The sequence below is a fragment of the Trichocoleus sp. AS-A1 genome (assembly GCF_039962015.1).
GTDB lineage: Bacteria > Cyanobacteriota > Cyanobacteriia > Cyanobacteriales > FACHB-T130 > FACHB-T130.
The window spans coordinates 200,923-224,895 of record NZ_JAMPKG010000001.1 but is presented as its reverse complement, the minus strand read 5'-3'; the positions used below and the strand labels follow the sequence as shown (position 1 = coordinate 224,895).

The 23,973-nt window shown below is 45.4% G+C and carries 21 protein-coding genes; 12 read left to right on the top strand and 9 right to left on the bottom strand.

Translation table 11 applies throughout. From position 1 onward, the window contains the following. Window positions 1-56 precede the first annotated feature (56 nt). The 6 genes from NC994_RS01040 (at window position 57) to NC994_RS01015 (ending at window position 8,701) form a co-directional block, all read left to right on the top strand. Window positions 57-200, top strand: coding sequence for a hypothetical protein (locus tag NC994_RS01040; RefSeq protein ID WP_190436325.1), 144 nt, complete (start codon window positions 57-59; stop codon window positions 198-200). A gap of 73 nt (window positions 201-273) precedes the next feature. Then, on the top strand, window positions 274-2,070 hold the full coding sequence (locus NC994_RS01035) for a serine/threonine-protein kinase (RefSeq protein ID WP_190436322.1): 1,797 nt from the start codon (window positions 274-276) through the stop codon (window positions 2,068-2,070). A 23-nt stretch (window positions 2,071-2,093) separates the two neighbouring features. Continuing rightward, on the top strand, window positions 2,094-2,261 hold the full coding sequence (locus NC994_RS01030; protein ID WP_190526880.1) for a hypothetical protein: 168 nt from the start codon (window positions 2,094-2,096) through the stop codon (window positions 2,259-2,261). A gap of 580 nt (window positions 2,262-2,841) precedes the next feature. Further along, the gene (locus NC994_RS01025; protein WP_190411461.1) at window positions 2,842-5,055 is read left to right on the top strand and encodes a polysaccharide biosynthesis tyrosine autokinase; all 2,214 of its coding nucleotides are present in this window, start codon (window positions 2,842-2,844) and stop codon (window positions 5,053-5,055) included. A gap of 1,214 nt (window positions 5,056-6,269) precedes the next feature. Further along, the gene (locus NC994_RS01020) at window positions 6,270-7,517 is read left to right on the top strand and encodes a glycosyltransferase family 4 protein (RefSeq protein WP_190430324.1); all 1,248 of its coding nucleotides are present in this window, start codon (window positions 6,270-6,272) and stop codon (window positions 7,515-7,517) included. After that, window positions 7,514-8,701, top strand: coding sequence for a glycosyltransferase family 4 protein (locus NC994_RS01015; RefSeq protein WP_190411463.1), 1,188 nt, complete (start codon window positions 7,514-7,516; stop codon window positions 8,699-8,701). Before NC994_RS01020 ends, NC994_RS01015 begins: the two co-directional genes overlap by 4 nt. A gap of 691 nt (window positions 8,702-9,392) precedes the next feature. Here NC994_RS01015 and NC994_RS01010 read toward each other — a convergent pair. The 3 genes from NC994_RS01010 to NC994_RS01000 all read right to left on the bottom strand — a co-directional run bounded on the left by NC994_RS01010 (window position 9,393) and on the right by NC994_RS01000 (window position 10,526). Continuing rightward, entirely contained in the window at window positions 9,393-9,578 is a 186-nt protein-coding gene (locus NC994_RS01010) for a hypothetical protein (RefSeq protein WP_190411464.1), read from the bottom strand. Between the two features lie 141 nt (window positions 9,579-9,719). Then, on the bottom strand, window positions 9,720-9,899 hold the full coding sequence (locus NC994_RS01005; protein WP_190436319.1) for a hypothetical protein: 180 nt from the start codon (window positions 9,897-9,899) through the stop codon (window positions 9,720-9,722). Window positions 9,900-10,061: 162 nt separating this feature from the next. After that, complete coding sequence (locus NC994_RS01000; RefSeq protein WP_190436316.1) at window positions 10,062-10,526, bottom strand: hypothetical protein; 465 nt, start codon at window positions 10,524-10,526, stop codon at window positions 10,062-10,064. Between the two features lie 874 nt (window positions 10,527-11,400). Between NC994_RS01000 and NC994_RS00995 the strand changes: the two genes are divergently transcribed. From NC994_RS00995 to NC994_RS00975, 5 genes are all read left to right on the top strand, one after another. After that, the gene (locus NC994_RS00995) at window positions 11,401-12,801 is read left to right on the top strand and encodes an oligosaccharide flippase family protein (protein ID WP_190436313.1); all 1,401 of its coding nucleotides are present in this window, start codon (window positions 11,401-11,403) and stop codon (window positions 12,799-12,801) included. Window positions 12,802-12,926: 125 nt separating this feature from the next. Then, window positions 12,927-14,219: an O-antigen ligase gene (locus NC994_RS00990; protein WP_190430196.1), complete on the top strand. Its 1,293-nt coding sequence runs from the start codon at window positions 12,927-12,929 to the stop codon at window positions 14,217-14,219. 105 nt (window positions 14,220-14,324) lie between these two features. After that, window positions 14,325-15,422 (top strand): glycosyltransferase, encoded by a 1,098-nt coding sequence (locus tag NC994_RS00985; protein WP_190436311.1) that lies wholly within the window; start codon window positions 14,325-14,327, stop codon window positions 15,420-15,422. A gap of 77 nt (window positions 15,423-15,499) precedes the next feature. Then, window positions 15,500-16,447: a glycosyltransferase gene (locus NC994_RS00980; protein WP_190436308.1), complete on the top strand. Its 948-nt coding sequence runs from the start codon at window positions 15,500-15,502 to the stop codon at window positions 16,445-16,447. A gap of 119 nt (window positions 16,448-16,566) precedes the next feature. Next, window positions 16,567-18,744: a hypothetical protein gene (locus NC994_RS00975; protein WP_190436305.1), complete on the top strand. Its 2,178-nt coding sequence runs from the start codon at window positions 16,567-16,569 to the stop codon at window positions 18,742-18,744. A gap of 284 nt (window positions 18,745-19,028) precedes the next feature. On the opposite strand, the gene NC994_RS00970 is transcribed toward NC994_RS00975, so the two are convergent. The 4 genes from NC994_RS00970 to rpmI form a co-directional block, all read right to left on the bottom strand. Beyond that, window positions 19,029-19,556, bottom strand: a complete 528-nt coding sequence (locus NC994_RS00970; protein ID WP_190413797.1) for a tetratricopeptide repeat protein — start codon at window positions 19,554-19,556, stop codon at window positions 19,029-19,031. A gap of 97 nt (window positions 19,557-19,653) precedes the next feature. Further along, a complete protein-coding gene (locus NC994_RS00965) occupies window positions 19,654-20,427 on the bottom strand; it encodes a transporter substrate-binding domain-containing protein (RefSeq protein WP_190436619.1) in 774 nt (257 codons plus the stop codon). A gap of 98 nt (window positions 20,428-20,525) precedes the next feature. Next, window positions 20,526-20,882 (bottom strand): 50S ribosomal protein L20, encoded by a 357-nt coding sequence (rplT, locus tag NC994_RS00960; RefSeq protein ID WP_190413799.1) that lies wholly within the window; start codon window positions 20,880-20,882, stop codon window positions 20,526-20,528. Between the two features lie 98 nt (window positions 20,883-20,980). Then, window positions 20,981-21,178, bottom strand: coding sequence for a 50S ribosomal protein L35 (rpmI, locus tag NC994_RS00955; RefSeq protein WP_190413800.1), 198 nt, complete (start codon window positions 21,176-21,178; stop codon window positions 20,981-20,983). 130 nt (window positions 21,179-21,308) lie between these two features. Between rpmI and NC994_RS00950 the strand changes: the two genes are divergently transcribed. Beyond that, on the top strand, window positions 21,309-21,752 hold the full coding sequence (locus NC994_RS00950; RefSeq protein WP_190436303.1) for a late competence development ComFB family protein: 444 nt from the start codon (window positions 21,309-21,311) through the stop codon (window positions 21,750-21,752). A gap of 54 nt (window positions 21,753-21,806) precedes the next feature. On the opposite strand, the gene galK is transcribed toward NC994_RS00950, so the two are convergent. Together galK and NC994_RS00940 are read right to left on the bottom strand one after the other, a co-directional pair. Continuing rightward, window positions 21,807-22,865 carry a galactokinase gene (gene galK / locus NC994_RS00945; protein ID WP_190436616.1) on the bottom strand — a complete coding sequence of 353 codons (1,059 nt, stop codon included), beginning with the start codon at window positions 22,863-22,865 and terminating at the stop codon, window positions 21,807-21,809. 184 nt (window positions 22,866-23,049) lie between these two features. Then, the gene (locus NC994_RS00940) at window positions 23,050-23,523 is read right to left on the bottom strand and encodes a tryptophan-rich sensory protein (RefSeq protein ID WP_190413802.1); all 474 of its coding nucleotides are present in this window, start codon (window positions 23,521-23,523) and stop codon (window positions 23,050-23,052) included. Window positions 23,524-23,973: the final 450 nt, after the last annotated feature.

Sequence of the window (23,973 nt, the reverse complement as noted above, 5' to 3'; positions counted from 1 at the left end):
CCTACTCCTAAGCTGGTGAACTAGGATGAGAAGGGACAACTGGGAAAAGGGGAAAGATGAAGTCTCAAAAAAGGCGTACACCCACTTCCTTTATCTGCCATCCCTGGTTTGTTCGGATTGCGCGATCGCTTTGGCGTATGCCGCAAGTTAGCGGCTACTCGCTCTGGCGTATGCCGCAAGTTAGCGGCTACTCGCTCTAGCTGCTCCCGCTAACTGCAACTGCTCGCGTAGCGGTTGCATAGAATCATTCAACCTGCGTTCGTTCTCTCACACATGAGCAACTTTCCAGACTTATCCAGCCACGGTTATCAGGTCGTCCGAGAATTAGGACACAACCGCGCCGGTGGTCGAGTAACCTACCTGGCGCTCAACCTGAAAACACGGCAACCCGCCGTCATTAAACGGTTTCAGTTTGCTAAAATCAACGCCACCTGGTCAGACTACGACGCCTACCAGCGCGAAATTCAAGTGTTACAGGGGCTGAATCATCCCGGAATCCCCCGCTACCTGGATTCCTTCCAGACCTCCGATGGCTTTTGTATGGTTCAGGAGTATAAACAGGCACCGTCTTTAGCCGTGCCCCGTAGCTTCGACCCTGATGAAATCAAGAAAATTGCGGTTTCTTTATTAGAAATTCTCGTTTATCTGCAAAATCGCATTCCCACTGTTATCCATCGAGATATTAAACCCGAAAATATCTTGGTTGATGGAAACATCAATGTTTTTTTAGTTGATTTTGGTCTGGCTCGAATTGGGGATGGGGAAGTAACGATGAACAGCGTGGCAAAAGGAACTTTAGGGTTCATGCCGCCCGAACAATTATTCCATCGGCAGCTTACTGAAGCCTCAGATTTATATAGTTTGGGAGCAACGCTAATTTGCTTATTAACTGGCATCAAATCTTCTGAGATTAGCCAGTTAATTGATGATGATTATCGAATTAATTTCAAGCATCTCGTTCCCAAGCTCAGTCTGCGGTGGATTGACTGGTTGCAAAAGATGGTGGAAATCAAACCAAAAGACCGCTATCCTAACGCAGCGATCGCCTTGGAAGCTCTCAAGCCTATCTATGTGATTCGCGTACCCGAAGCGAAGCTGAGTAAACCCATCCTAGAATTTAAGGCAAGAAAATTAGGTGAAAGGGTGACTCAAACAATCGCAGTTACGAACTCGATTCCTGATACCCTTCTGGAAGGAAATTGGGAAGTGGCACCCCACGAAAGCGATCCCCCCCATACACCAGATACTCACACTTGGATTTCTTTTGATTCCGTTAAGTTTGAGAACAATCAGGCGAAGTGTAAAATCAATGTGAATACCAGCCGGTTGATGGCAGATAAAACCTACGAGCGACATCTGTTATTACACACAAATTCTCTGCCAGAAACTCACGATATTACTGTTAAGATTCAGACTGCCCCGGTTCCGATTGCGAACAAAAAACTACCTTATATCGCGCTCGCTTTACTGGTGACACTTGCTGCCTCGGCGGCTTGGATTGAGGGAATCGCTTGGGGCGGAACGATTGCCCAAGTTGGGGCGATGGGTGTGGTCATGGCTGGGTTTATCACGCTGTTTGTCGCTGCATTTGGTGTGGCAGCAGCGGCTACGGCGGCGGCTGGGGCTGTGTTTGTCGCTAAGCTTCTATCCAGGTATAAAGTTAAGTTTGCGGGTATAGACACGGTTGTAGCTTTGTTGGTTGCGGGAATTGTCGCTTTTTTTGTGACGGGTTTTGGCGAGCAATTTAGAGCGGCAAATTCGGCGGCGGTTGGGTTTGAAGCGGTGGATTTTGCTGTATTTATGGCTGGTTTTGGGGCGCAGAGTCTGGCAGTTAGTTGTTTGAAAAGAGGATTTAGTCCCAATCTCGCGATTGGGGTGTCGCTATTAGCAATGGCGTTAGGCATGACTTTAGGAGTTGGCTTCCAAGTTGGATTGCTAAATCCTTTGGTGATGGGCGCTGTTTTGGCAGTTGGTTTACCTTTGGGAACCATCTTGTTCTATCCCCCTTTTGAGCGGGCAAGGTTAATTGGTAACTATCGCAAGTTTGAGCAACATTTGATTAAGCCGTAGTCAGGCAATTTGGCTCACGCCGCGTGCAACTTTTTTTAGGGAGTTTAGGCAAAGGCTTTCAACCTGTCAAACAGGTTGAAAGCTTTAAGGTAAGAGATTTATCTTCAGGAGCGGGGACGGTTTCTTCACACACCAAGGATATTCATGCCGTGAATCCTGGCAATCATCCGATTTGTTCAGGCTGGTGGTAATCTCTTTGGCTAAAGAATAATCGGATGTTTATACAGATATCTCAGGATTTTGAGGGCGATCGCACAAAGCAGAAATATGTTCCCAGATATTTGTGCCAAATTAATCTTCCAGTCACTCCGGCAATCGTCCCAAAACTGCCTCCGATAGGACCTAAAATATTTCCGACTCAATTGTTTGAGTCATTCTATAGCGATCGCGCAGTTAATTCTGCTTTAAGGTGTAAGCTTAAGGTGCTTTCATCCAAAGCGATCGCACTTCTACTCTTTGCCATAGTCCGGTTGTCCGTCAGCATCAAAAAATTTCGCAGCCCGCTTTTGTTAATCCCTCTTATCTAGAGCTACCAGCCGAATGCTACTGCATACAGCTTTAAGCTCATCCTTTCATTGATTAACAGTTTTTTTTATCACTCCAACTTTTACTAGCCTTGTTAGGATACAATTGTCGGCTGAGTAAGAACTACCAGATGCTGCCTCTCGATAAGCGAGGAAATAGTCTACACTGCAAGGACTCGCTTCTGGGAGCGGCTAATACACCTGCCTCCAAAACAACCTTATTACCACTCTCCTACACGAGCCTCTTATGGAAACTAGACAATACACAGAAGATATAGATTTTAAAAAATACTGGCTTATCCTCAAACGGCGTTGGCTACCCGCCAGTACCGTCTTTATATTTACAGTTGCACTCGCCGCCGCATTTGCGTTCTTAAAAAAGCCTACCTACGAAGCCGAAGGGAGGCTTTTGTTTAAGAAGCAAAATACGACTTCTGCTTTAGTCACAGAGGCGGGAGCAAAAATCGGACAGTTGGAACCGCTCAATGTCTTGAATACTCCTCTGGATACAGAAGCCGAGATAGTCCGTTCTGAGCCTCTGATACAAGAGACGATAAATTCTCTAAACCTAAAAGACAAAAAGGGAGATCCCCTAAAACCTGCTGATTTCCTAAAACAGCTTACGGTAAAAGGGATCAAAGGAACCGATGTTTTGCAGATATCCGTTAAAGGCAAAGATCCCCAGGAAGCTGCAAAGATAGTCAACAAACTGATGGATTTGTATCGCGAGAAGAATGTACTTAATAACCGCGCTCAAGCAGCGGCGGCTCGCGAATTTATTAGTAAGCAGCTACCGAAGACTGAAGCCACTGTTCGTCAAGCAGAAGCCGCTTTGCGTAGTTTCAAAGAACAGAATAACATTGTAGCTCTAGAAGAAGAAGGAAGCTCAGCCGTAAAAGCGATCGCAGAGCTAGACAGCAAAAAAGCGCAAACTCAAGCTGAACTTGAAGATGCAACTGCTAGAGTCGCCGCCTTCCAAAGTAAGATAGGACTGAATTCACAGCGGGCTATGGCTCTAAACTCGCTCAGCCAATCTCCCGCAGTTCAGCAAGTGCTGATAGAACTCCAAAAAATTGAAGGCGAGTTGACAGTTGAGCGCACCCGGTTTCAGGATGAAAACCCCAAAATAATTAATCTCGAAAGCAAACAAGCGGCATTAAAAGCTTTACTACAGGAACGGGTAGGAGAGATTGTTGGCACCAACCAACAAGTATCCGAAGCAAATTTACAAATTGGGGAACTTGAACAAAAACTGACCGCAGAATTAGTCAACGCAGAAGTGCAACGCTTAGGTTTGGCTAATCAAGTGACTTTTTTATCTCGCGCTCAGGAGGCGTACAAACAAAGAGCGAACATTTTACCTAGATTGCAACAGGGTCAGCGGGATTTACAACGGCAAGTAGAAGCCGCGCAATCTACCTACCAAATTCTTTTGAAAAATCTTCAAGAGGTACAGATTGCGGAAAATCAAAATGTAGGCAACGCTAGTTTAATTTCTGCCGCTACAGTTCCAGAAAAGCCCGTAGGTACTCGCAAGCTAATAATCATAGCTGCCGGAATTGTTGCAGGCAGTCTACTTTATGTAATTACTGCTTTCCTTGTAGACCTGAAAGATCCAACCATCAAAACCGCCAAGGAGGTGCGGGAGTTATTTAAATATACTGTCCTGGGAATGATTCCTTCTTTGAAGAAAAAAGTTACTTTTCGCAGTAAGAAACTAGAAAGAATTCTTCCGCAGCTTCCTGTTAGAGATAATCCACATTCGGTTATCAGTGAAGCTTACCGTATGCTTCAGGCAAACTTGAAGTTTCTCAGTCCAGATCAAGAGCTGAAAGTCATTGCGGTGACAAGTTCTGTTTCTAAAGAAGGCAAGTCTACAGTTTGTGCCAACTTGGCTATCGCTATGGCTCAACTAGGAAGACGAGTTTTATTAATAGATGCGGATCTGCACCATCCCATGCAGCATCATATTTGGGACTTGACTAATGCAATTGGTCTGAGCGATGTCATCGTTAATCAAGCTGAGTTTGAGATGGCTGTGCGCGAAGTGATGGATAACCTGGATGTGCTTCCTTCCGGGGTAATTCCTCCTAATCCATTGGCTCTTGTTGACTCAAAGCGGATGGCTGGATTAATTGACAATTTTTCTAAAGACTACGATTTTATAATCCTTGATACGCCTCCAATTGTTCTGGTGGCAGATGCTCTGGCAGTAGGCAAGATGACTGATGGTATGTTATTGGTAGTTCGCCCAGGCGTGGTTGATACTGTCAGCGCTGCTGCTTGTAAGCAATTTTTGGTACAGTCAGGTCAGAAGGTCTTGGGCTTGGTTGTCAATGGTGTGATTGTGGAAAACGAACCTGATAGTTATTTCCACCATGCCAAGGCATACTACAAGGAAGACGCCAGTACGCCAAAAATGCTGACAGCGAAGGCTCCTAAAAATAGCGATCGCGCTTAAACAAGCATTAATCGATTACTTCTAGCTCGAACCATAAGCGTACCGTTGTAAGGACGTTCTATACGCTTATGGCGAATCCTCTTCTCCTAACCGTGTTCGGGGTAGGAGAATTTTGTTATGGGAAAAAGGCGAGTCCCCTTTCCATGTAGAGAAGACCGCTGATATACACTTGCTTAAATGCGTTACGTTGATACCCCTCACCAATAGGACAACTAAGCAAATTCGCTCTTGCAGGCTGCTACTGCGGATCGGCAAAGAAATATCTTCTAGTAGAGAATATTAAATAAAATTGTACTTTTGCATAGTGGCTGTCAAATTACACTTTTAAATACAGACTTCATTAGCAGTTTATATCCGATGCCTCGGAAAGTTAATTGTAAAGTACACAAGTACAATTTATACAATTAAGCGGCTTTATGTATAAACTCAGTTCGCATCTTCCATAAGGAGTATTCATAATTCCTACTTTTGATAGTAGTAATAGCCTTCGGAAAGTTAATTGCAAAGTACAATTCATACAAATACGTAATCTTACGTATAAATTTAGTTTGCATCTTCCATAGGGAGTATTTATAATTCCTACTTTTGATAGTAGTAATAGCCTTCGGAAAGTTAATTTCAAAGTACAATTCATACAACTAAGTAATCTTACGTATAAACTTAGTCCGCATCTTCCATAAGGAGTATTCATAATTCCTACTTTTGATAGTAGTAATAGCCTTCGGAAAGTTAATTTCAAAGTACAATCCATACAACTAAGTAATCTTACGTATAAACTTAGTCCGCATCTTCCATAAGGAGTATTTGATAACTACTACTTTTGATAGTAGTAGTAGGAGTAACGAGTTCTCTTCTAGGGTGGTATTAGATTTGGGAAAAGCTTAGGAATGGCTGGGTCAGGGTTTTTCGGGTTTGGGAGAAATTATTGGGCAGTGTTAAAATTGAGCCATTTTTTGCCTTCATAGCGTCTTGAACCTCATTATAAAGTTGCCATGAAGTCAAGTAGGAAATTTGAGAACTTTCTGTAAAATCTGGCAAATTCAATTTACTTAAGTAGGGTTTTACAGTAATCTAAGCAATTATGAGGAAGAGAATCTCAGACTCTCAAGTCAGCTAAGCAATCATGCTGAAATAAATCTACTGACAGACTGCTTAATTAATCTTTGCCACAACAAAAAAACAACCAATACACCTAGCTATATATAGGTATTGTTATGCGTAAACCTGTTTTGACTATCTTCTACCAGTTCAATCCGAGTAGCATTAGCATCGGGGGTATACAAACAGTCATACGCACTTTTGTTAAATACGCTCCTAGCGAATTTGAAATCCGGCTGGTAGGCACGGAGAACGATCCATCGCAACCCATAGGAGTATGGAGAGACGCCCAGTTGGCAGGCAGAGAGATCCGCTTTATGCCCTTGTTTTTTATAGAAAACGATAACTTTAAAAAATTAGTACCAACCACTATTAAATATACGGCTGCCCTTTTGGGTCGGAATTTGAGTTCGGATTTCATGCACTTTCACAGGCTGGAACCCACACTTTTTACTCGCAACTGGTCAGGAGAAAAGACTCTCTTTATTCACAACGATATTCAAAAGCAAATTAATTCTGCGGACAAAAAAAATGCGATTCTGTGGCAACGTTTTCCAGCAGCATATTTTGCTATCGAACGCTATCTTGTAAGTCAGTTTTCTCAAATCTTGTCGTGTAATACTGAATCGGTGCAACATTACCAGCAGCATTACCCAGAGATAGCAGAGCGCATTTCCTACGTCAAAAACACAGTAGATAACGAAATCTGCTACCCATTGACCTTAGATGAACGAGAGAAAGGTAGGCGCACACTTGCACAGCAGATGGGTTTAGCGGAAGATACACGCTTTATTCTATTTGCTGGTCGCCTTCACGCCCAGAAAGATCCCGTCTTGCTAGTCCGCTCCATTGCTGCCCTGAACGATTCAAATGTTCACCTCCTCATAGCAGGCGATGGAGACTTAAAGGATAAGCTACGTTCTGAGATTTCCCGCCTTGGATTGTCCGGACAGGTAACGCTGCTGGGACCATTAGCCCAGGCAGAACTTGCACAGTTGCAACGTGTATGTAGTGTTTTTGTACTAACGAGCGCCTATGAAGGTCTTCCGATGGTCGTTCTCGAAGCACTTGCCAGTGGTACGCCAGTGGTGACAACCCAATGCGGCGAAACTCCAAACCTACTCACTACTGATAGTGGAGTGGTGTGCGAGGAGCGATCGCCAGCCGCAATTGCAGATGCCTTGCGGAAGGTACTGCACAACGGTGGAGACTATCCAATCGAGGCGTGCGTTAAAGCTGCCAAACCTTACAGTGCCAAGACTGTCGTGGGTGATATCTACAGCGATATGCTAAGCCGCTGGCAACAGCGGAATTTGTCTACTAGCCAGATTAATCAAAAAACTTTTACCGGGGTTTCGCCATGAAAATTGCCGTAATTGGAGCAAAAGGGTTGCCTGCTAAACAGGGTGGTATCGAGCACCACTGTGAAGAAATTTATTCACGGGTTGTGGAACAGGGTCATGAAGTGGATTTGTTTGCCCGTTCCTCATACACTGGAGATGTTTCGCTCAGCCACTATAACGTTCATGGTGTGAAGGTTGTTTCTATACCCAGCTTGAATATCAAGGGAATGGATGCTCTGTTGAGTTCGGCGCTGGGAGCGATCGCTTGCAATGCGAAGCGTTATGATATCGTTCACTTCCATGCTTTAGGACCAGCCCTCTTTACTTGGCTACCCAAAATTGCTTCCTCGGCAAAAGTTGTTGTTACCTGTCATGGCTTAGATTGGCAACGTGCCAAATGGAACAAAGCTTCTAGCGACCTAATCCGTCGCGGCGAACGTGCTGCTGTCCGCTTCTCTGATAGCATGATCGTCGTCTCAGAGGAACTGCGCTCATACTTTAAGGAAACTTACGGTAAGGAGACAATTTATATTCCTAACGCACCCTCAAATATGGGTGATTCAGACCCTACTTTTAGCTATGGAACTTCGCTAGGTCTGGAACAGGGACGCTATATTCTATTTTTAGGTAGACTCGTACCGGAAAAGTGCCCTGACTTACTCATCAAAGCCTTCCAAAACCTTCAGCAAGAAGGATGGAAACTCGTCATGGTGGGCGGTACCAGCGATACCAATGAGTTCACCTCGGAGATCACCGAGATGGCGGCGAATAACAAGAACATCATATTCACAGGTGAACTTAGAGGTCCCCGTCTTGCAGAAATCCTTCGGGGTGCGGGATTGTTTGTACTTCCTTCTGAGTTGGAGGGATTACCTCTATCAATGTTGGAAGCAATGCAGGAAGGTGTTCCCGTACTCGGTAGTGACATTCCCGTGCATCAGCAATTGATTGGCAAAAACCGAGGGATGCTTTTCCAGGTAAAAAATGTAGACTCTTGCCTCCGCAGCTTGGAATGGGCAATCAATCACCAGAATGAATTGGCGGTAATGGCTAAAAACGCCCAGAGTTATGTGCAAGCACACTATACCTGGAACCAGATTACTAGCGAAACATTGGAGTTGTACAGAACACTCACCGCCCTTGCTCCACTAGACAACGAAAACGGCAAACGAATTCCAGTTCCATCAGACCTGGTCAAGGCTTAAGAGCGCTGTTGCATTTCTAAATTGTCAATATAACTTAATATTTTCCTGCCAGGTGATAGGGGCGCACAAATAGCTGTACGCCCCTACTATTTTTTGTCTTTATATTATCTTTATATTTTTTTTACACAAAATAGCCATTAACACTCACTTCACCAGTGTTATAAGCGCGACACACATATTTGCATTCAATTACGTATTTACTAGCAGCATTCAGTTAAAAAACTTAGCTTTCAGGACAAAATCAGAAAAACATCCTTTAATTTATTTGTAGAAAAATATACTTAAAGCGTCTCCGTATGTTTTCGGGTTTATAAAGGAGTTCTTTACAAAAAATTCAAAAAATTCACTGATGTCAAGACCCTGTAGTGTTTCATATCCTAGAGGGGTAAACAAAACTATTTACCAAAATGAACGCCTTTATCAAAAAACTAATTTCTACAAGCGTCATGTTTCTCTTCACGGCTGCTGGTTTCGTAGTATTGGCATTTTCGGTAGTCTTGATGACGGTTGAATCCCTCGTCTCGTACGTGTTGTCACAAGTAACAGCACTACAAAATCATTCTTTAACAGAACGTGTTACTAGCGTGAAAGAACCGTCTTCTGTTAAAGGCTAATGCCTTGGTACTTTTCGGGTAAATTTAACCAGTATTCAGGGGCGAATTGCGTGTACGGGCGCGGAAGATAAAGCAGCCTACTCCTTGGAATCGTCAGGAGTTCCGTAGTAGATGCCCCTGCCATTGGTACCAACGAAAACCAAGCCAAACTGTTGCCAACTCGCCTCCATCGCATTTGGCTCGCCAGGGATGGGATTTTGGCTAGAACCAATGCTTATCCAAGTTTTGCCTCTGTCGAGAGAACGGAAGATTCCCTCGCCCATACCAGAAATTTTTCCATACAAATAAAGCGCTGGAGTTGTCCTTCCGGTCTGCGGTTTCCCGAAAGTAAACAAATGCGCCTTTTCTACTGAAGGCAGCTTAGCAAACGTTTTGCCACCGTCTGTGGAGTGGAATAAACCTTCCTAGTCTAAGCTGAGCCAGACTTCATTTTTCGCATCTGGAACTGTTTTCAGCGCATACGAATAGTAGTCACTCCTAATATTGGGAATCGATGAGTTGACAATGCTAAAGGCTAAAGGATGCACCTTGGTCAGTGCTGCGGTAAACTTTGCTGTCGCTGTAATAGTAAAAAGTATTTCCATCTACTTTATTCGCCACCAAGGGCTGATCTCAATACCAGGGACATTCTGAGCAATTTGGTAGTCCAGACACTGCACTCCCTGAAGCGCCGCCATTAGTGGTGCGTAGGGGTAGAGCTTTACTTACAGCTACAACAAACAAGTTTGGATTAGTTGCCGATATCGCTACGCGCAGTGGTAATTGATGCCGGAAACGACGCAAACTTCTTCCAGGTTAATCCACCGTCTGTTGAAGTTGCTCCTGTAGAAGTTGAGTTCCACCTTGAACCGCCAACGCGGACGAGATGCCAACGCTCTTTGGTAAGCGTTGGGGATAAAGTTGCGACTTTCGCCCATTGTCGCGCCTGCATTCGAGGATCTCCACACCCCATCGTGCCGCGAATCAAAGAAAATAATGTTGGAGTTAGCCGGATTGAGAGCTAGTCTTTTTCCCACCCAGCAATGCTCAACATTACTGTCTATCCCTAAGTTTATGTTTAGTTTAGTCCAGTTTTTACCTCGCTCTGTGGACTTAAAGATTGATCCTTTGGGTTGCCGCTGGGAGTATTTACCTGCTGCCATGTAAACGATATTTGGGTTGATGGGATCTGTTGCGATCGCTTCTTCCCCGTAATATGTTTTCTCTTTCATTGTGAAGCTGTCATGTAATCGAATGCAGGTTTTATCTTCGGCATTCCAGCGATCAAAGCCACCAACGTCGGTTCTGATCTAAACCAGATCCTTTTGTGCGTTGTAAGTATAAACACCTGTAACAAACCCTCTACTGCCTATCGACACGTTAGCCCAGCGACGTAGGAAGTGGGTGCCATCGGTACGGACACAAGATCCGCGCCTACAATCGGCTGTTGGTTGCTACCTATTGCTACTAGCAGTACACCCAAGCATAGTGCCAATAAACACAGGAGCCACAGCCCGATGGAGAAGTTTTAATATCATGATTGCCTAAACACTGGTAAGATTACAGACATTTTGCAGAGAATAATGTAAGTTATCTATTTCATAAAGTTGAAGTTCTAATGAAGAATTATCAAGCCTTCCATAGCTCAATGCCAAATGTGTAAATATTCAGTGTCTTTATAAAAGCTTTAAACTTTGGGGGGGAATTCTCACAAATCCACACTGTTGTCTGTGGTAAATTAAATTTGCTTGCTTAAAAAGAGATTGGCACCCAAGTACGATCGCTTTAACTGTTGCTGAGATATTTTTGCCAATCTCTACTAGCGTTAGTAGCAATTGACTATTTATTCAATGAAATATGCTGACGACCTTAGAAGGCCGTCTACTGATGCAGTAGCGATGAACCAAGGCAAACTAAGGAGAAAAATGTGCTGGAGCTGAGCCACCTGCTCAAAAAATTGATGAGCATTCTACCGATTTTCCCGCATCTTGTGCCGCTAAAGACTCCCAAGCTGCGATCGCTATCTATAAATCTCTTTTTCTGGAAGTCTTCATTGGTAGAACATCAAGGATTTCTCCGTAATATTTGCTACTTTGAGGGACAAGCATGAACCTGAAAACGCAAGTCATGCGGGGAGGAGTCTACCTGGTACTGCGTCAGGGACTGGGAGTATTCATCAGTCTGGCAGGAGTGATGCTAGTTACCAAAGTCATAGGACCGGAGAAATACGGTCTCTATGCTGCCACCATCAGTATATTTTTGTACCTTCAGATGCTCAGCCAGCTAGGCATTGAAGTTTATCTGGTGCGGCGGGAAGGGGAAGAGGAACTCGGAGTATATCACCAAGCTTTCACCCTGCTGTTGCTGCAAGCGTTTACAGGAATGCTTTTAGCTTTTTTGGCGCTTCCCTTAATAGAAAGCTGGGTGAATATCCAAGGGTTTCGCCCGGTAGCGCAAGTCTTGTTTCTAGGACTTCCAGTCGTTCTCCTCAATCAAGTCCCGATGGCTCGGCTAGAGCGCAATCTAGATTACAAGCGGGTAGCTTTAATTGAACTTCTCGGTCAGTTAGTTTACTACGTGATAGCCTTTCCAATGGCTTTTCGGGGAGCCGGAGTTTGGGCACTGGTGGCTGGATGGTGGCTACAGCAAGTTCAAACTCTAGCACTACTCTACTGGAGTGCCGGATATCGTCCCCGCTTTGCTTGGAATTGGGTTTTAGTTAAGCAGATGCTGGGATACAGCATCGGATTTTCCACCTCAGTCTGGGTGTGGCAACTACGTACTCTGATCAACCCCCTACTAGTAGGTAGATACGCTGGTGCCGAGGCAGTGGGATATGTAGCCCTAGCCATCCGGATCATCGACATTCTCAGTTTCGTAAAAACCGCAACGTGGCGGATTTCCATTGCCACCTTGGGGCGCTTGCAGGGAGATCGAGAGCGGTTACGGAGAGCTGTCACTGAGGGCATGGGCCTTCAGATATTAGCTTTAGGACCCCTGCTCGTAGTAGTCAGCTGGGCTTTGCCTGTGCTTATTCCATTGGTGTTTGGCGATCGCTGGCTTCCCGTAGTGGCGATCTATCCTTATATCGCCTTGAGCAATCTGACCAACTCCATGTTTAATATGCATTCCTCAACCCTCTACGTTTTGCGGCGGAACTGGGAAGTTACAGTTTTTCACATCGTGTATATGGCTCTTTTTGTAGGAGCAGCATTCGTGCTGTTACCCCGCTTGGGATTAGTGGGATACGGCTGGGCTGAGGTGGCGACTTTAGCGAGTTATATTGTCATCCACTTCTACCTAGTGCGGGACATTGGCAGTCCTGACTATCGATTGGCTGGCTTGTGGTGCGGGACCTTTGGAATAGCTTTGTTTGCCTACCAGTTAGGATGGTGGGTAGTTTTGGGCTTAGTAGTCGTGGCATTGTTGCCCAGTACCCAGCAGAAGCTGAGAGATTATATTAAAAGTATCAAAGGAGTAAAGCAGGAAAAATCATCCGAAGCTTAACGCCACCTTCAACAAAAACTGCATCATCCTAGAAACTTGTCAAAAGTCATTTTCTCCCCCCTCACCCGACTGAAAAGACCTAGACTTGAGTTGAATTCTAGATACTTTTACCACCCTCTAAAGTCGTGAATCCACTCCTAAATTTCGCTGAAAAGAGATTCTCGGTTCTGGCGCTGCTAGTGTTCTCAGGATTATTAAACTTTGCCAGCTTAAACAATGCGTCGGAGGGAACAGCTGGCTACGCTGTTTATGTTTCTTCCGTGTTTGACAAGATTATATCGCTGCTACAGATGGGAGTCTATGCAGGGACAATCTTTTTTATTTTTGCCCGGTTCAAAAGTGTTGTTCGTCCAGCTTTGAGAGACGTTTTCTTATGGGGTTTAGTCGCAACAATTGTAATCTCATTTTTTTGGTCTGATTTCCCGCCTATTTCTAGAAAAGCTGGCCTCAATGTATTACAAACAACCTTGTTTGGACTGTATTTGGCTTCGCGCTATACCTTGAAAGAGCAAGTACGCATAATAGCGTGGGCGCTGGGTATAGGAGCAGTAATTACCGTAATGTACACCCTAGTTTTTCGGGGAGGTGGAATAGAAAGTGGAACTCATGCAGGAGCTTGGCGGGGGCCTTTGTTACACAAAAACCTCTTGTCTCGCCTGATGCTGGTACCAGCATTGTCTACCTTACTTGTGGCTCTGAACGTTCGCAAATATCGTTACTTGGTATGGGGTGTCTGTGGTATTTGCGTTGGCGTGATTGTACTTACAACTTCAAAAACTGCTTTAATCATCTTCTTGACTTTGATAATTCTCTTGCCTTTTTACAGCGCTTTACGGTGGAGCGACAACTTAGCTATTCCCTTCTTCATTACATTGATATTAATCGGTGGAAGTCTAGCTACATGGGGCGTGGCAAGTTGGGATAACTTGCTGTTTAGCTTAGGCAAAGATCCTACCCTCAGCGGTCGTACAGAGATTTGGGATGCTGTAATAGAAAAAATCTGGGATCGGCCTTGGTTAGGCTATGGTTATCAGGGATTTTGGCTGGAGGGAGGAGAGTCGGAATATGTTTGGCGTGTACTTCGCTATAAGGTATACCACGCTCACAATGGCTTTTTAAACTTGACAGTTGATCTCGGCTTTGTAGGGCTATTCTTCTTTGGAATTAGTATTATTTTCACCTATTTTAGGGCCATAAAATGGGTGCGTTCCACTAAAGAACCAGAAGATTTATGGCCCCTAACTTACGTGACGTTTTTACTAATGTATAACTATACCGAAAGTACAATTGTAGAACCGCACTCTCTGTTTTGGATATTGTATGTATCAGCAACTTTATCATTGAAGCGCCTCCCAATGTCGAATATTAGGCCATTTGAACCAGAGGAAAGAAAGGAAGGATTAGTTGAAACAACCTAGTAAGGTTAGCAATAAATTTACCATTTTTTTCAAGTAACCCTTCCCTTAACTCCTCCCCAGAGAGCGGGAATTAGGGAATAGAAGTATTTTCAACCTCAAATAAAAATGTCTAGCCTAACAATTTTTCTTACTTCCCTATATGGCGGTGGCGCTGAGAGAGTCCTGGTTAATTTGGCTCGTGGTTTTGTCGAGCAAGGCTTAAGCGTAGACTTAGTTTTAGTTAAGGTGGAAGGACCTTATCTGTCTCTAGTACCGCCAGAGGTGAGAATTGTGGACTTGAAAGGTAAGCGGCTGCTATCAAGTCTCCCCGCCTTGGTACGCTATCTGAAAGAAAATAAACCTACAGCTTTGCTTTCGGCTTTGGAAGATACGAATATAGTAGCTTTGTTGGCTCGAAGGCTGGCTGGTGTATCTACAAGAGTGGTAGTGAGCGTACATAACACCCTGTCTCAGGAGGCGCAAAACTCTAAGCAGCTGAAAAGGCGAATTGCACCTTACTTGGTACGCTGGTTTTACCCGATGGCTGATGCAGTTGTTAGTGTGTCTCAAGGGTCGGCTGATGATTTGGTGCATCTAGGATTAGCAAAAGAGCAAATCAAAGTTATTTACAACCCAGTTGTTACCCCGGATCTGTTCAAAAAAGCCAGTGAACTTGTGGAACATCCTTGGTTTGAGGCGGGACAGCCTCCGGTGATTTTGGGTGTGGGACGCCTGGAAAAGCAGAAAGACTTTCCTTCTTTGATTCGCGCCTTTGCTCAAGTGCAACAACAGCGTCCGGCGCGGCTGATGATTTTAGGGGAGGGAACGGAGCGATCGCAGCTTGAAGCTTTGGTGCAGGAATTGGGTATAGCATCGAATGTGGCTTTACCTGGGTTTGTGGCGAATCCCTATGCTTATATGGCATCTTCAGCAGTATTCGTCCTATCTTCTTTATATGAAGGATTGCCTACTGTACTCATTGAGGCGATCGCTATGGGAACCAGGGTAGTTTCTACCGATTGTCCTAGCGGGCCAGAAGAGATTTTAGCAAACGGAAAGTACGGTCAGTTAGTCAGTGTTGGAGATGTCAAAGGTTTAGCAGAAGCGATCGCGACTACCTTAGATAAGCCTTCTGACTCGGAAGCACTGCGGCTAAGAGCTGATGAGTTCTCCCTGGAAAAGTCTGTAGCACAGTATCGGCAAGTATTGGGTATTGATTCATAGGCATTGCTGTGTTCTTCCCAAGCTTGCTGCTATAACTGTCACTACTCAAACCAGACGCTCATAACAACACTAAAAGCATGAACAGCAACCCTAAAGTTAGCATCGCCATTAATAACTACAATTATGCTCGTTTCCTATCACAGGCAATTGATAGCGCCCTAAGCCAAACCTATCCCCACGTCGAGGTAATTGTGGTGGACGACGGTTCTACCGACAACTCACGAGAAGTTATTGCCAGTTATGGCGATAAAATTCTCCCGGTGCTAAAGGAAAATGGGGGACAAGCTTCAGCTTTCAATGCAGGCTTTGCCGCGAGTAAAGGAGATATTGTTTGCTTTTTGGATGCTGACGATACTTTTGTACCTGAAAAAGCAGAAAAAGTAGTAGAAGCATTAGGCGATCGCCCAGATTTAGGTTGGTGTTTCCATCCTCTTAAATTTGTGGACGAAAAGTTAGTGGAAATAAATGATAAAAAACTTAAAACCAGTCCCGATTTCTTCCGCGAGTACGATTTGACACAGTTAACGAAAAGTGGCAGATTCTACAAAAACTTTCCTTACCCCTCTACCTCTGGTCTTTGCTTGAAACGGTCACTCTTACAACAAATTCTGCCAATGCCGGATAAAGCAGGAAGCACTTTGCTCAATGATGCTTTTTTAATTTTTAGCTCATTAGGGCTAAGTAAAGGGATCGTTTTGGATAAGGAATTAAGTCTTTATCGGGTACATGGGAAGAACGCCAATGCTATCGGAAAAGAGACTAAGGGGAAATCAAAAGACTATCAGAAGCGAACCGCCAAGATCAATATCCTTTTAGGCTATTGGATAGGAGTCAAATTCCCATCATTTTATGAGTTTTCTAACCACATGATGGCGACAGGAATGGGTGTGTATCTCCGGAATGGAGAAATGGATGCGGAGTTTAAAAAACTTGTTAAAAATCATCTTGCCACCGTAAAACCGATAGATAAACTAAAAATCTATATGAGAGCTTTCTATAATTTTTTAAAAAACCCTAAATATTAAACTTAAGCAATATAACTTCTCATACACCATCAATTTACTAGGAATGAAATCGGGAATGAACAGAGACTTACACAAATAATTCATTGGGGTTCATCTGTGTTTATCTTTGGTTATAAATTATGAAAATACCAAAATTTATCGCTTTGACTGGTTTGCCTATTGTGGTGGGAATTATTGCTGCGTGTGCCACTAGCAACCAACAACCGCAAACATACAAAAGCCTTGGCATAGCATCTGTAGCCGCAGCACCCATCTACTCGATCGGGGGAAATGGATATCGCTGGGCTAACGTTTCTATAGGTGGAGGTGGGTTTGTTACAGGTGTCTACCCCCATCCTTTAGAAAAGGATCTTGTTTATATCAGAACTGACGTTGGTGGTTTTTATCGCTGGAATGCAGCAGATAAAAGTTGGATTCCTTTAAATGACAGCTTTCCACTTGCCCAAAAAACTTATTACGGGGGAGAAGCACTAGCCGTCGATCCAAAGGATGCGAATATTGTCTACATGGCGGCAGGCAAATACTCCCAGTGGGAGCCGAAGGGGTCAATTTTCAAGTCTAGCGATCGAGGAAAAACTTGGACTAAATTGAAGATAGACTTAGGGATGGACAGCAACTCCGAAGAGCGGTGGGCAGGAGAAAGGTTAGCTGTCGATCCGTCTAACTCTAAAGTAATCTTTTTTGGTTCGCGGCACGATGGGTTGTGGAAGTCGTCTGACGCGGGGGCGACATGGGCTAGAGTTACTTCTTTTTCCCCAAATCTGACAAAAGGAATTGGAATTTTAGGCATTGCGTTTGACAAGCGATCGCCCGGTTTAGTCTACGCGAATGTCTATGGAGATGGAATCTATAAATCTACTGACACGGGTAATACTTGGAGCAAAATCCAGGGAAGCCCGACACAGGCACAGCGAATGGCTGTTTCCAGCAACGGTATTCTCTACGTTACGCACAAATCAGGAGTTAGCAAATATGCTGGTGGAACCTGGAGTAACATCACTCCAGATGGCAAGCCAGCGTTTTTCAATGCCTTGGGTGTTAACCCAACGAATCCCAATCATTTAGTCGTATCTTTAGGTCAAATAACTAGCAAAATCCTCTATAGTTCCTTAGATGGGGGAGCGACTTGGACAGAAAAAAAGGCAAATATAAACCACACGGTTTCTTGGTGGCATGATGCCATGTTTGAATCGTGGGTTTCAGCAATTGAATTTGACCCGAAAGTACCGGGAAAAGTTTGGTTGACGAATGGTTCTGGAATTTGGCAAACAGAAAATATCAACGCCAATCCGGTGACTTGGGCTAACTATCAGCAAGGACAAGAAGAGATAGTCGCTTTCGCCTTAGCTGCACCTCCAAAAGGTGCTGTGTTATTGAGTGGTGTAGCCGATGTAGACGGTTTCAATCACAACAATGGGCTTAATTCTTATCCATCGAAAAGGATGGGCGGTATCGGACCTTGGCCTCAGCATACTTACGGTATTACCTACTCTGAAAGCGACCCGTCGCGGGTGGTGCGGGTTGGTGGTGTGGAGTGGGAACCAATCCACAATGGCGGAACAACTTCGACAGACGGCGGATTGACTTGGAAGAAGTTTGGGTCATTTCCCTCAAAGGCAATGCCGTTGCGCGTAGCTATATCGGCAAATAACCCAAACAATTTTGTCGTGACTCTCAGCGAGGCTCAGCCGATACAGACAACTGATGGCGGCGCGTCATGGAGTAAAGTGTCGGGGCTACCTAATGGGGCTAAAGGCCCCTGGTATTGGGGTGAGCCGTTGGCCGCAGATAAAGTAGATGGCAACACGTTTTACTATTACAGCGAAGGCAAAGTTTATCGCAGTACTGATAGGGGCGCATCGTTTCAGGTTGTTAACTCATCGATTAAAAGCGAGTATTGGGCAGATTTGTGGTGCAGGCTGAAAACAGTTCCGGGTGTGAAAGATGAGGTGTGGCTTAGTCTGGATTGGAATGGTTTGTACCGTTCAACAGACGGTGGCAAGACGCTGACTAAGCTGCCTTCAGTAGAGAGGGCGCATTTGTTTGCCTTCGGGAAACCACCGGATGGCAGCACGACTCCGGCACTTTATCTCTATGGAAAAGTTGCTGGTATGGGCGAGGGAATTTTTCGTTCTCTTGATAGAGGCCAAACTTGGACGAGCATTGGCTCTCAAGAGAATCCTATCGGTGGTGAGCCAAATGTGATGGAGGCGAGTTGGCAGCAGTTTGGGCTGGTGTTTATCGGTACCAATGGTAGGGGCATCTACTACGGAAAACCAGATGGTTCCTCTGGATAGGCGGCTTCATCTTCCACGCGGGCGATCGCACTCCGTCACTGAAAGTTTGCTTTTTCCCGCTCCCAGCCTCCAACTTGAAACGCCTGTGATGAGGCTGAGCCTCATCGCAGGCGTCAGCTTTTTTAATTAACTTTGCCTTGTGTAGCGTCCCATCAGTTCTACAGCCTCGAAAATATGACCTTGCTACGGATAAAGCTGTAGGGGCACAAAAGTTTGCGCCCCTACAATCGTTACGTTTTATTTGAGTTCCGCAGGAGGCAGAGCCTCAGGGATGACAAGGTGTTTTAAGTCGAGGGAACCAACCGTTTCCGCAAGGATTCGGCGCGGCGCTTGGCGGTGCCATTGTCAGGCTCGTGCTTCAGCGCTTCCTCATAGCTTTCCAACGCCTGAGCGGTTAACTTCTTCTTCTCGTAAACATGACCCAGATTATTGAGCGCCGTGACATAATTTGGAGCTATTTTCAAAGCTTCTTTGTAGTTGCGAATCGCTACGTCGTACTGCTCTTGGGAGAAGTAAGCAAAGCCTAAGGCATTGTAGATAGGCGCGAGGTTTTCCTCTTCGGCATCCTCAGCTTTGAGTGCTTTTTGAAGCAGCGAGATTGCCTGAGTGTAAAGTTTTTTATCTAAATAGATGCTGCCGAGTTCGTAAAACTCTTGGGTTGTGCATTTGTCGTTTTGCACCTTATTTTGCAGCCGAGAGAGGACACTTTCAACTTTGCGGGTTTTGAAAACCTGGCGCACAACTGCCCAACCGGCAACGGCAAGCAGTACCAGCAACAAGGAGAGATAAAAAATTGCCAGAGAGTTATCCATTGCCCTTCAAATACAGAGATTAATTTGCTTTCTCTATTCATTATGGGACGTGATTGCGGCGGAGGTGGATCGCCACAGGTGCCCTATCGGAAGTTTTCTAAAATCGGTTGGTATCGCTCTGGGGGAGTCCCCAATACTTCACCCGTTCTTGTAGCCAGCCTTCTCGTTTCCAACGCGCGATCGCATCATTTACCCGTTGCCGCAATTGATTGTACTGCAACCCTTTGGGCATTACCACGGCTAGCGGCTCCCCCGACAAGCGTACCGGCAGCAGTCGGTACTGGGGATATTCCTGCACCCAGCCGCTGAGAATGCTGGCATCGGCGGCGAAGGCATCGGCGTTACCCGATTCCAGGAGCGATCGCGCCTGTTCGTAGGAATCTACGCCAATTAGCTGAACTTGGGGGATAAGATAGCGCACCGTAGAAATCGTATCCGATCCTTTCAGAACGGCGACTTTTCTCTGTTGCAGATCGTTAAGCCTTTGTAAGGATGCGTCCTGAGTGACTAAAGCGGTGCCGTCTAGGTAGTAAGGAATGCTGAAGTTGACCAAGCGATCGCGCGAAGCATTTTGTGTCACCCTCGCGATCGTCAGATCGACCGTTCCATCCACCACCACCGAGAGCCGCTCTCGATTCGCCACCGGCTGCAACTTTACCGCATCGGGTTTATCTAGGAGTTCTGCTGCTAAACGCTGGGCAATGTCAATTTCCAGCCCTTGCAGTTTGCCTTCCCCATCCCGAAAAGCCAGGGGACGGACATTGTCTTTCACTGCAACAATTAGGTAGCCGCGCTCCACAATCTCTTGTAGCTCGGCAGCAACCGCTAAGTTTGGCGTTTTTATACTAGCAAAGAGCCAAAGAAAAAACATTCCCAGGCACCGCCTGGGAACGAGGCTGGCAACAAACGAGTGGCGAGCTTCATTCATCCCACCCTCTGGGAAGGACAAAGCCCTACATCCTTCATCCTTTACCCTTGAGCCTGTGTAGCGAGTTGCAGCACTTTGTCAAAGCCAGCCGGATCGAGAACAGCCATCTGTGCCAGCATCTTGCGATTAATCTGGACATTTGCCTTTTTCAATTTGCCCATCAGCTGGCTATAGCTAATGCCGTGCTGACGTGCTGCGGCGTTGATACGGGTGATCCAGAGGCTGCGGAAATCGCGTTTGCGCTTCTTGCGATCGCGGTAGGCGTTACGCAGCGCCTTCATGACCTGTTGATTGGCTGTCCGGAACAAAGTTGAATGAGAACCTCGGAAGCCTTTGGCTAGTTTGAGAATTTTTTTGCGGCGTTTGCGAGCAACGTTACCGCGTTTTACCCGTGTCATGGCTAATTATTAGTTGTTATTGATCGGTGGTCAGCAGTCATTCGTCATTAGTCATTAGCAATTGACTAGAGACTCATCATAGAAAGCAAATTGCTTCCTTACAAATAGGGCAGCATCAAGCGTACATTTTCTTCATCGCGTTCATGCACCAGAGCCATTTTAGAAATCCGCCGTTTCCGGTCAGAACTCTTGTGCTGTAGCAAGTGACTTTTGAAGGCTTTGCGGTGGACGATTTTGCCGCTGCCGGTGGCTCTAAAACGCTTTGCCGCTGCTTTACGGGTTTTCAGTTTAGGCATGGATGGTCTTTAATTCGACACAATCTATAAAGTTAGCACTATTTAGGCTAATTAGACAAGTTATAAATTTCAAATCTAAGGCAGAATCATAGGATTGCCGTTTGAAATGCGATCGTCAGGGAGAGATGCGATGAGTTTGGAAAAGCTCACGATAGGAACAATTGTTGAACAAGCTTTGCAGGACGGATATATGACGCCATCTCTAGCACAAGAGATTGGCAGCATCTGCGAAATTTCGGAAATTTCTGTTGACGACTACATCGCTTTAGATCGCTTATTCGGGCAACTTTTAACCGATGAAGCGATCGCTATTCCCGGAAAACAGTTTATCAATGTGATGGAAGCATTGGTGCTAATAGAAGCGAGCGTGCAGGTGCTAAAAAGGGAAGTAACCAACCCTTGCCTTCTGGATCTGGGAGAGATTGCTGCTTATGCGCTCAATCGACTGCCACCCCTCTATGCCACCACTGAGGAAGGCGCTAGCTTTCAGCGTCAGCGTGGCAAGGAGGAACTTCGAGAGTTAATTACCCAGAAAGTTAAAGAAGCGATCGCGCGATCGCCGATGCCAGGATGATTCGGCTGCTCGCCCTTCCCCTGAGTGTATAAAGTGTATACCGCTAGCTTCGCCTTACTGAACCAGAATCCGTCCGGTGTAACCCGATCCGTTGTAGCGTTGAAGTACATTTTGGGCGATCGCTTCCGCCTTCCCAACCTCTACCAAAGCAACGCAAGCGCCCCCAAACCCAGCACCCGTCAATCGTGCGCCGAATACGCCACGGGTTTCTTGCAACATTCTCACCAGCGTATCCAACGCCGGTACGGAAACTTCGTAATCGTCCCGCAAACTGGCATGAGAAGCATTCATCAACTCGCCAAAGCGCTCCGCAGAGACGCCCTGTATCGCCTCCAGCACCCGGTTATCCTCTGTAACCACATGAAGAGCGCGACGCCGCAGCGGTTCGGGTAAAGACTCTACAGCTTGCGGATCGGTGATATCTCTGAGCGCCTTCACTCCCAACAACCGTGCTGCTTCCTCACAATCAGCGCGTCGTTGGTTGTAGCCACTTGCCGCCAGGGTACGAGGTACGCCGCTATCGATTACCACAACTTCTGCTCCCTTTGGGAAAGGAAGAACTTGACGTTCCAGCGTGCGCGTGTCCAGAAACAGCATCGAATCGGTGTCAGCAAGACTCGACGCCATCTGATCCATAATTCCGCATTGCACGCCAGCATAGTGAATTTCTGCCTGTTGTGCGAGTTGGGCGATTTGCACATCATCGAGAGTAAGTGAAACAAGCGATCTCAATCCTCTGAGAGTCGCCACTTCCAACGCCGCACTGCTAGACAAACCCGAACCAATAGGAACGGAGGATGTAACATACACGTTAACCGGCGGGATAGTGTTACCTTTCTGCTCTAAAAGTCGGATACACCCAAATACATAACTTGCGAAACTAGACGGCGTATGAGTGCTTTCTAAAACGTCTACTTTTTCGTCAAGTTCCGCAGAGTAAAAGTGGTGCTGTTCATCTTTGCTAAATCCCAATTGTACCGTCGTTTTTTGGGGGATAGCTGTTGGGAGGACAAATCCATCGTTATAGTCCGTGTGTTCGCCTAGTAGATTTACTCGTCCTGGTGCGCTGGCTTCGACTTCTGGTTCTGTACCGAATACTTGTTGAAAATTCATCATGGTTTGTTGAGAGAAAGTACCTAGCGATGTTTATAATCGCAACTTCTGCCCCCCTTCAGAAGAAGGAGGGCAGAAATTGCGAGAGCTTTTATCAAACGAAGTCTGTCTTCGCTGACTGTCAAGAGGCAAAGTTTCGGGTCTTTACAAATAGATTTCAAACCGGCTGAGAAGCCTTTCCTAACTATATAGACTCAGGATTCAGTTGAATCATCTCCCAAGTCGTATAGGTTCCAACTGGACTCCAAAGCACATAGGGGAGTAATAAAAGAGCCGATAATCCAGAAATCGGTAATACAAACAATGCTAAAAGAACCCCTAAAATAACGCCCGATCCCCCTAATAGCGTACCGACTGTAAGGCTGCGGAGTCTGAGCGTGGTAGGAATGTAAGCGACTGTGACAATTTCCAAGAGTAGGTAAAGTGCCATCAACAACCAAGTTTTGAGGCTACCTGGATCTTGTTCCCAAATTATGGTTGCTGATAAAGCTCCGCCTGCAAAAACAATCGTCCAGATAAACGGAATCAGAGGCTCAAAGACAAGCCAACTAGGTCGGGTCAAGTTTTTGACCCATTGAGTATCGCGCGGTCTAAACAAGAGACTTCCTAGCGCAACGAATAAGGTCACGCCCCCAATAATCATCATTGAATTAATCATTTTTTTACCCTCTGCGATCGCCTAGCGTGCCAAATGGTTTATCGCTATACTTGCGCTCCCGATTGAGCTGAAGCAACCTGTACAAATCGATCGTGTCAATTTCAAGAATGACTTTAATCAGTCTTTGGTGTGAGAGTGTGGGTAATTTTGACTGTTATTAGCTTCAAAGCACTCTTTATCTATCAAAAGATAGATTCAAAATTTCAATCCATTCTAGATATAGAACTTACAGTTTTTTCTACTATTTCTGTGGTGGTAGATGAATCTCATAAATGAAGGGAGTTTAAATAAAATATTGATTATGCATCTTCCTTAAGTCTGGCTTGTTTTATCTAAACCAAAACTTCATAAATTCTCAGTAGAACTACTTAAAGCCAGACCGACCGAATCATGAGGTCTTTAGGGATTTTTTCGTTTTCTTGGCTCTTCAAAGTTTATTGTTTTGATAAA

Excerpts from the sequence above, each read along its gene's own strand:
- NC994_RS01035 (WP_190436322.1), top strand. The coding sequence starts at position 274 with ATGAGCAACTTTCCAGACTTATCCAGCCACGGTTATCAGGTCGTCCGA.
- galK (WP_190436616.1), bottom strand. The coding sequence starts at position 22,865 with ATGAATTTTCAACAAGTATTCGGTACAGAACCAGAAGTCGAAGCCAGC.
- rplT (WP_190413799.1), bottom strand. The coding sequence starts at position 20,882 with ATGACACGGGTAAAACGCGGTAACGTTGCTCGCAAACGCCGCAAAAAA.
- NC994_RS01015 (WP_190411463.1), top strand. The coding sequence starts at position 7,514 with ATGAAAATTGCCGTAATTGGAGCAAAAGGGTTGCCTGCTAAACAGGGT.
- NC994_RS00995 (WP_190436313.1), top strand. The coding sequence starts at position 11,401 with ATGAACCTGAAAACGCAAGTCATGCGGGGAGGAGTCTACCTGGTACTG.
- NC994_RS01000 (WP_190436316.1), bottom strand. The coding sequence starts at position 10,526 with ATGAAAGAGAAAACATATTACGGGGAAGAAGCGATCGCAACAGATCCC.
- rpmI (WP_190413800.1), bottom strand. The coding sequence starts at position 21,178 with ATGCCTAAACTGAAAACCCGTAAAGCAGCGGCAAAGCGTTTTAGAGCC.
- NC994_RS00940 (WP_190413802.1), bottom strand. The coding sequence starts at position 23,523 with ATGATTAATTCAATGATGATTATTGGGGGCGTGACCTTATTCGTTGCG.
- NC994_RS01005 (WP_190436319.1), bottom strand. The coding sequence starts at position 9,899 with ATGGAAATACTTTTTACTATTACAGCGACAGCAAAGTTTACCGCAGCA.
- NC994_RS00950 (WP_190436303.1), top strand. The coding sequence starts at position 21,309 with ATGAGTTTGGAAAAGCTCACGATAGGAACAATTGTTGAACAAGCTTTG.
- NC994_RS01010 (WP_190411464.1), bottom strand. The coding sequence starts at position 9,578 with ATGGGCGAGGGAATCTTCCGTTCTCTCGACAGAGGCAAAACTTGGATA.
- NC994_RS00975 (WP_190436305.1), top strand. The coding sequence starts at position 16,567 with ATGAAAATACCAAAATTTATCGCTTTGACTGGTTTGCCTATTGTGGTG.
- NC994_RS01040 (WP_190436325.1), top strand. The coding sequence starts at position 57 with ATGAAGTCTCAAAAAAGGCGTACACCCACTTCCTTTATCTGCCATCCC.
- NC994_RS00965 (WP_190436619.1), bottom strand. The coding sequence starts at position 20,427 with ATGTTTTTTCTTTGGCTCTTTGCTAGTATAAAAACGCCAAACTTAGCG.
- NC994_RS00980 (WP_190436308.1), top strand. The coding sequence starts at position 15,500 with ATGAACAGCAACCCTAAAGTTAGCATCGCCATTAATAACTACAATTAT.
- NC994_RS01025 (WP_190411461.1), top strand. The coding sequence starts at position 2,842 with ATGGAAACTAGACAATACACAGAAGATATAGATTTTAAAAAATACTGG.
- NC994_RS01020 (WP_190430324.1), top strand. The coding sequence starts at position 6,270 with ATGCGTAAACCTGTTTTGACTATCTTCTACCAGTTCAATCCGAGTAGC.
- NC994_RS00970 (WP_190413797.1), bottom strand. The coding sequence starts at position 19,556 with ATGGATAACTCTCTGGCAATTTTTTATCTCTCCTTGTTGCTGGTACTG.
- NC994_RS00985 (WP_190436311.1), top strand. The coding sequence starts at position 14,325 with ATGTCTAGCCTAACAATTTTTCTTACTTCCCTATATGGCGGTGGCGCT.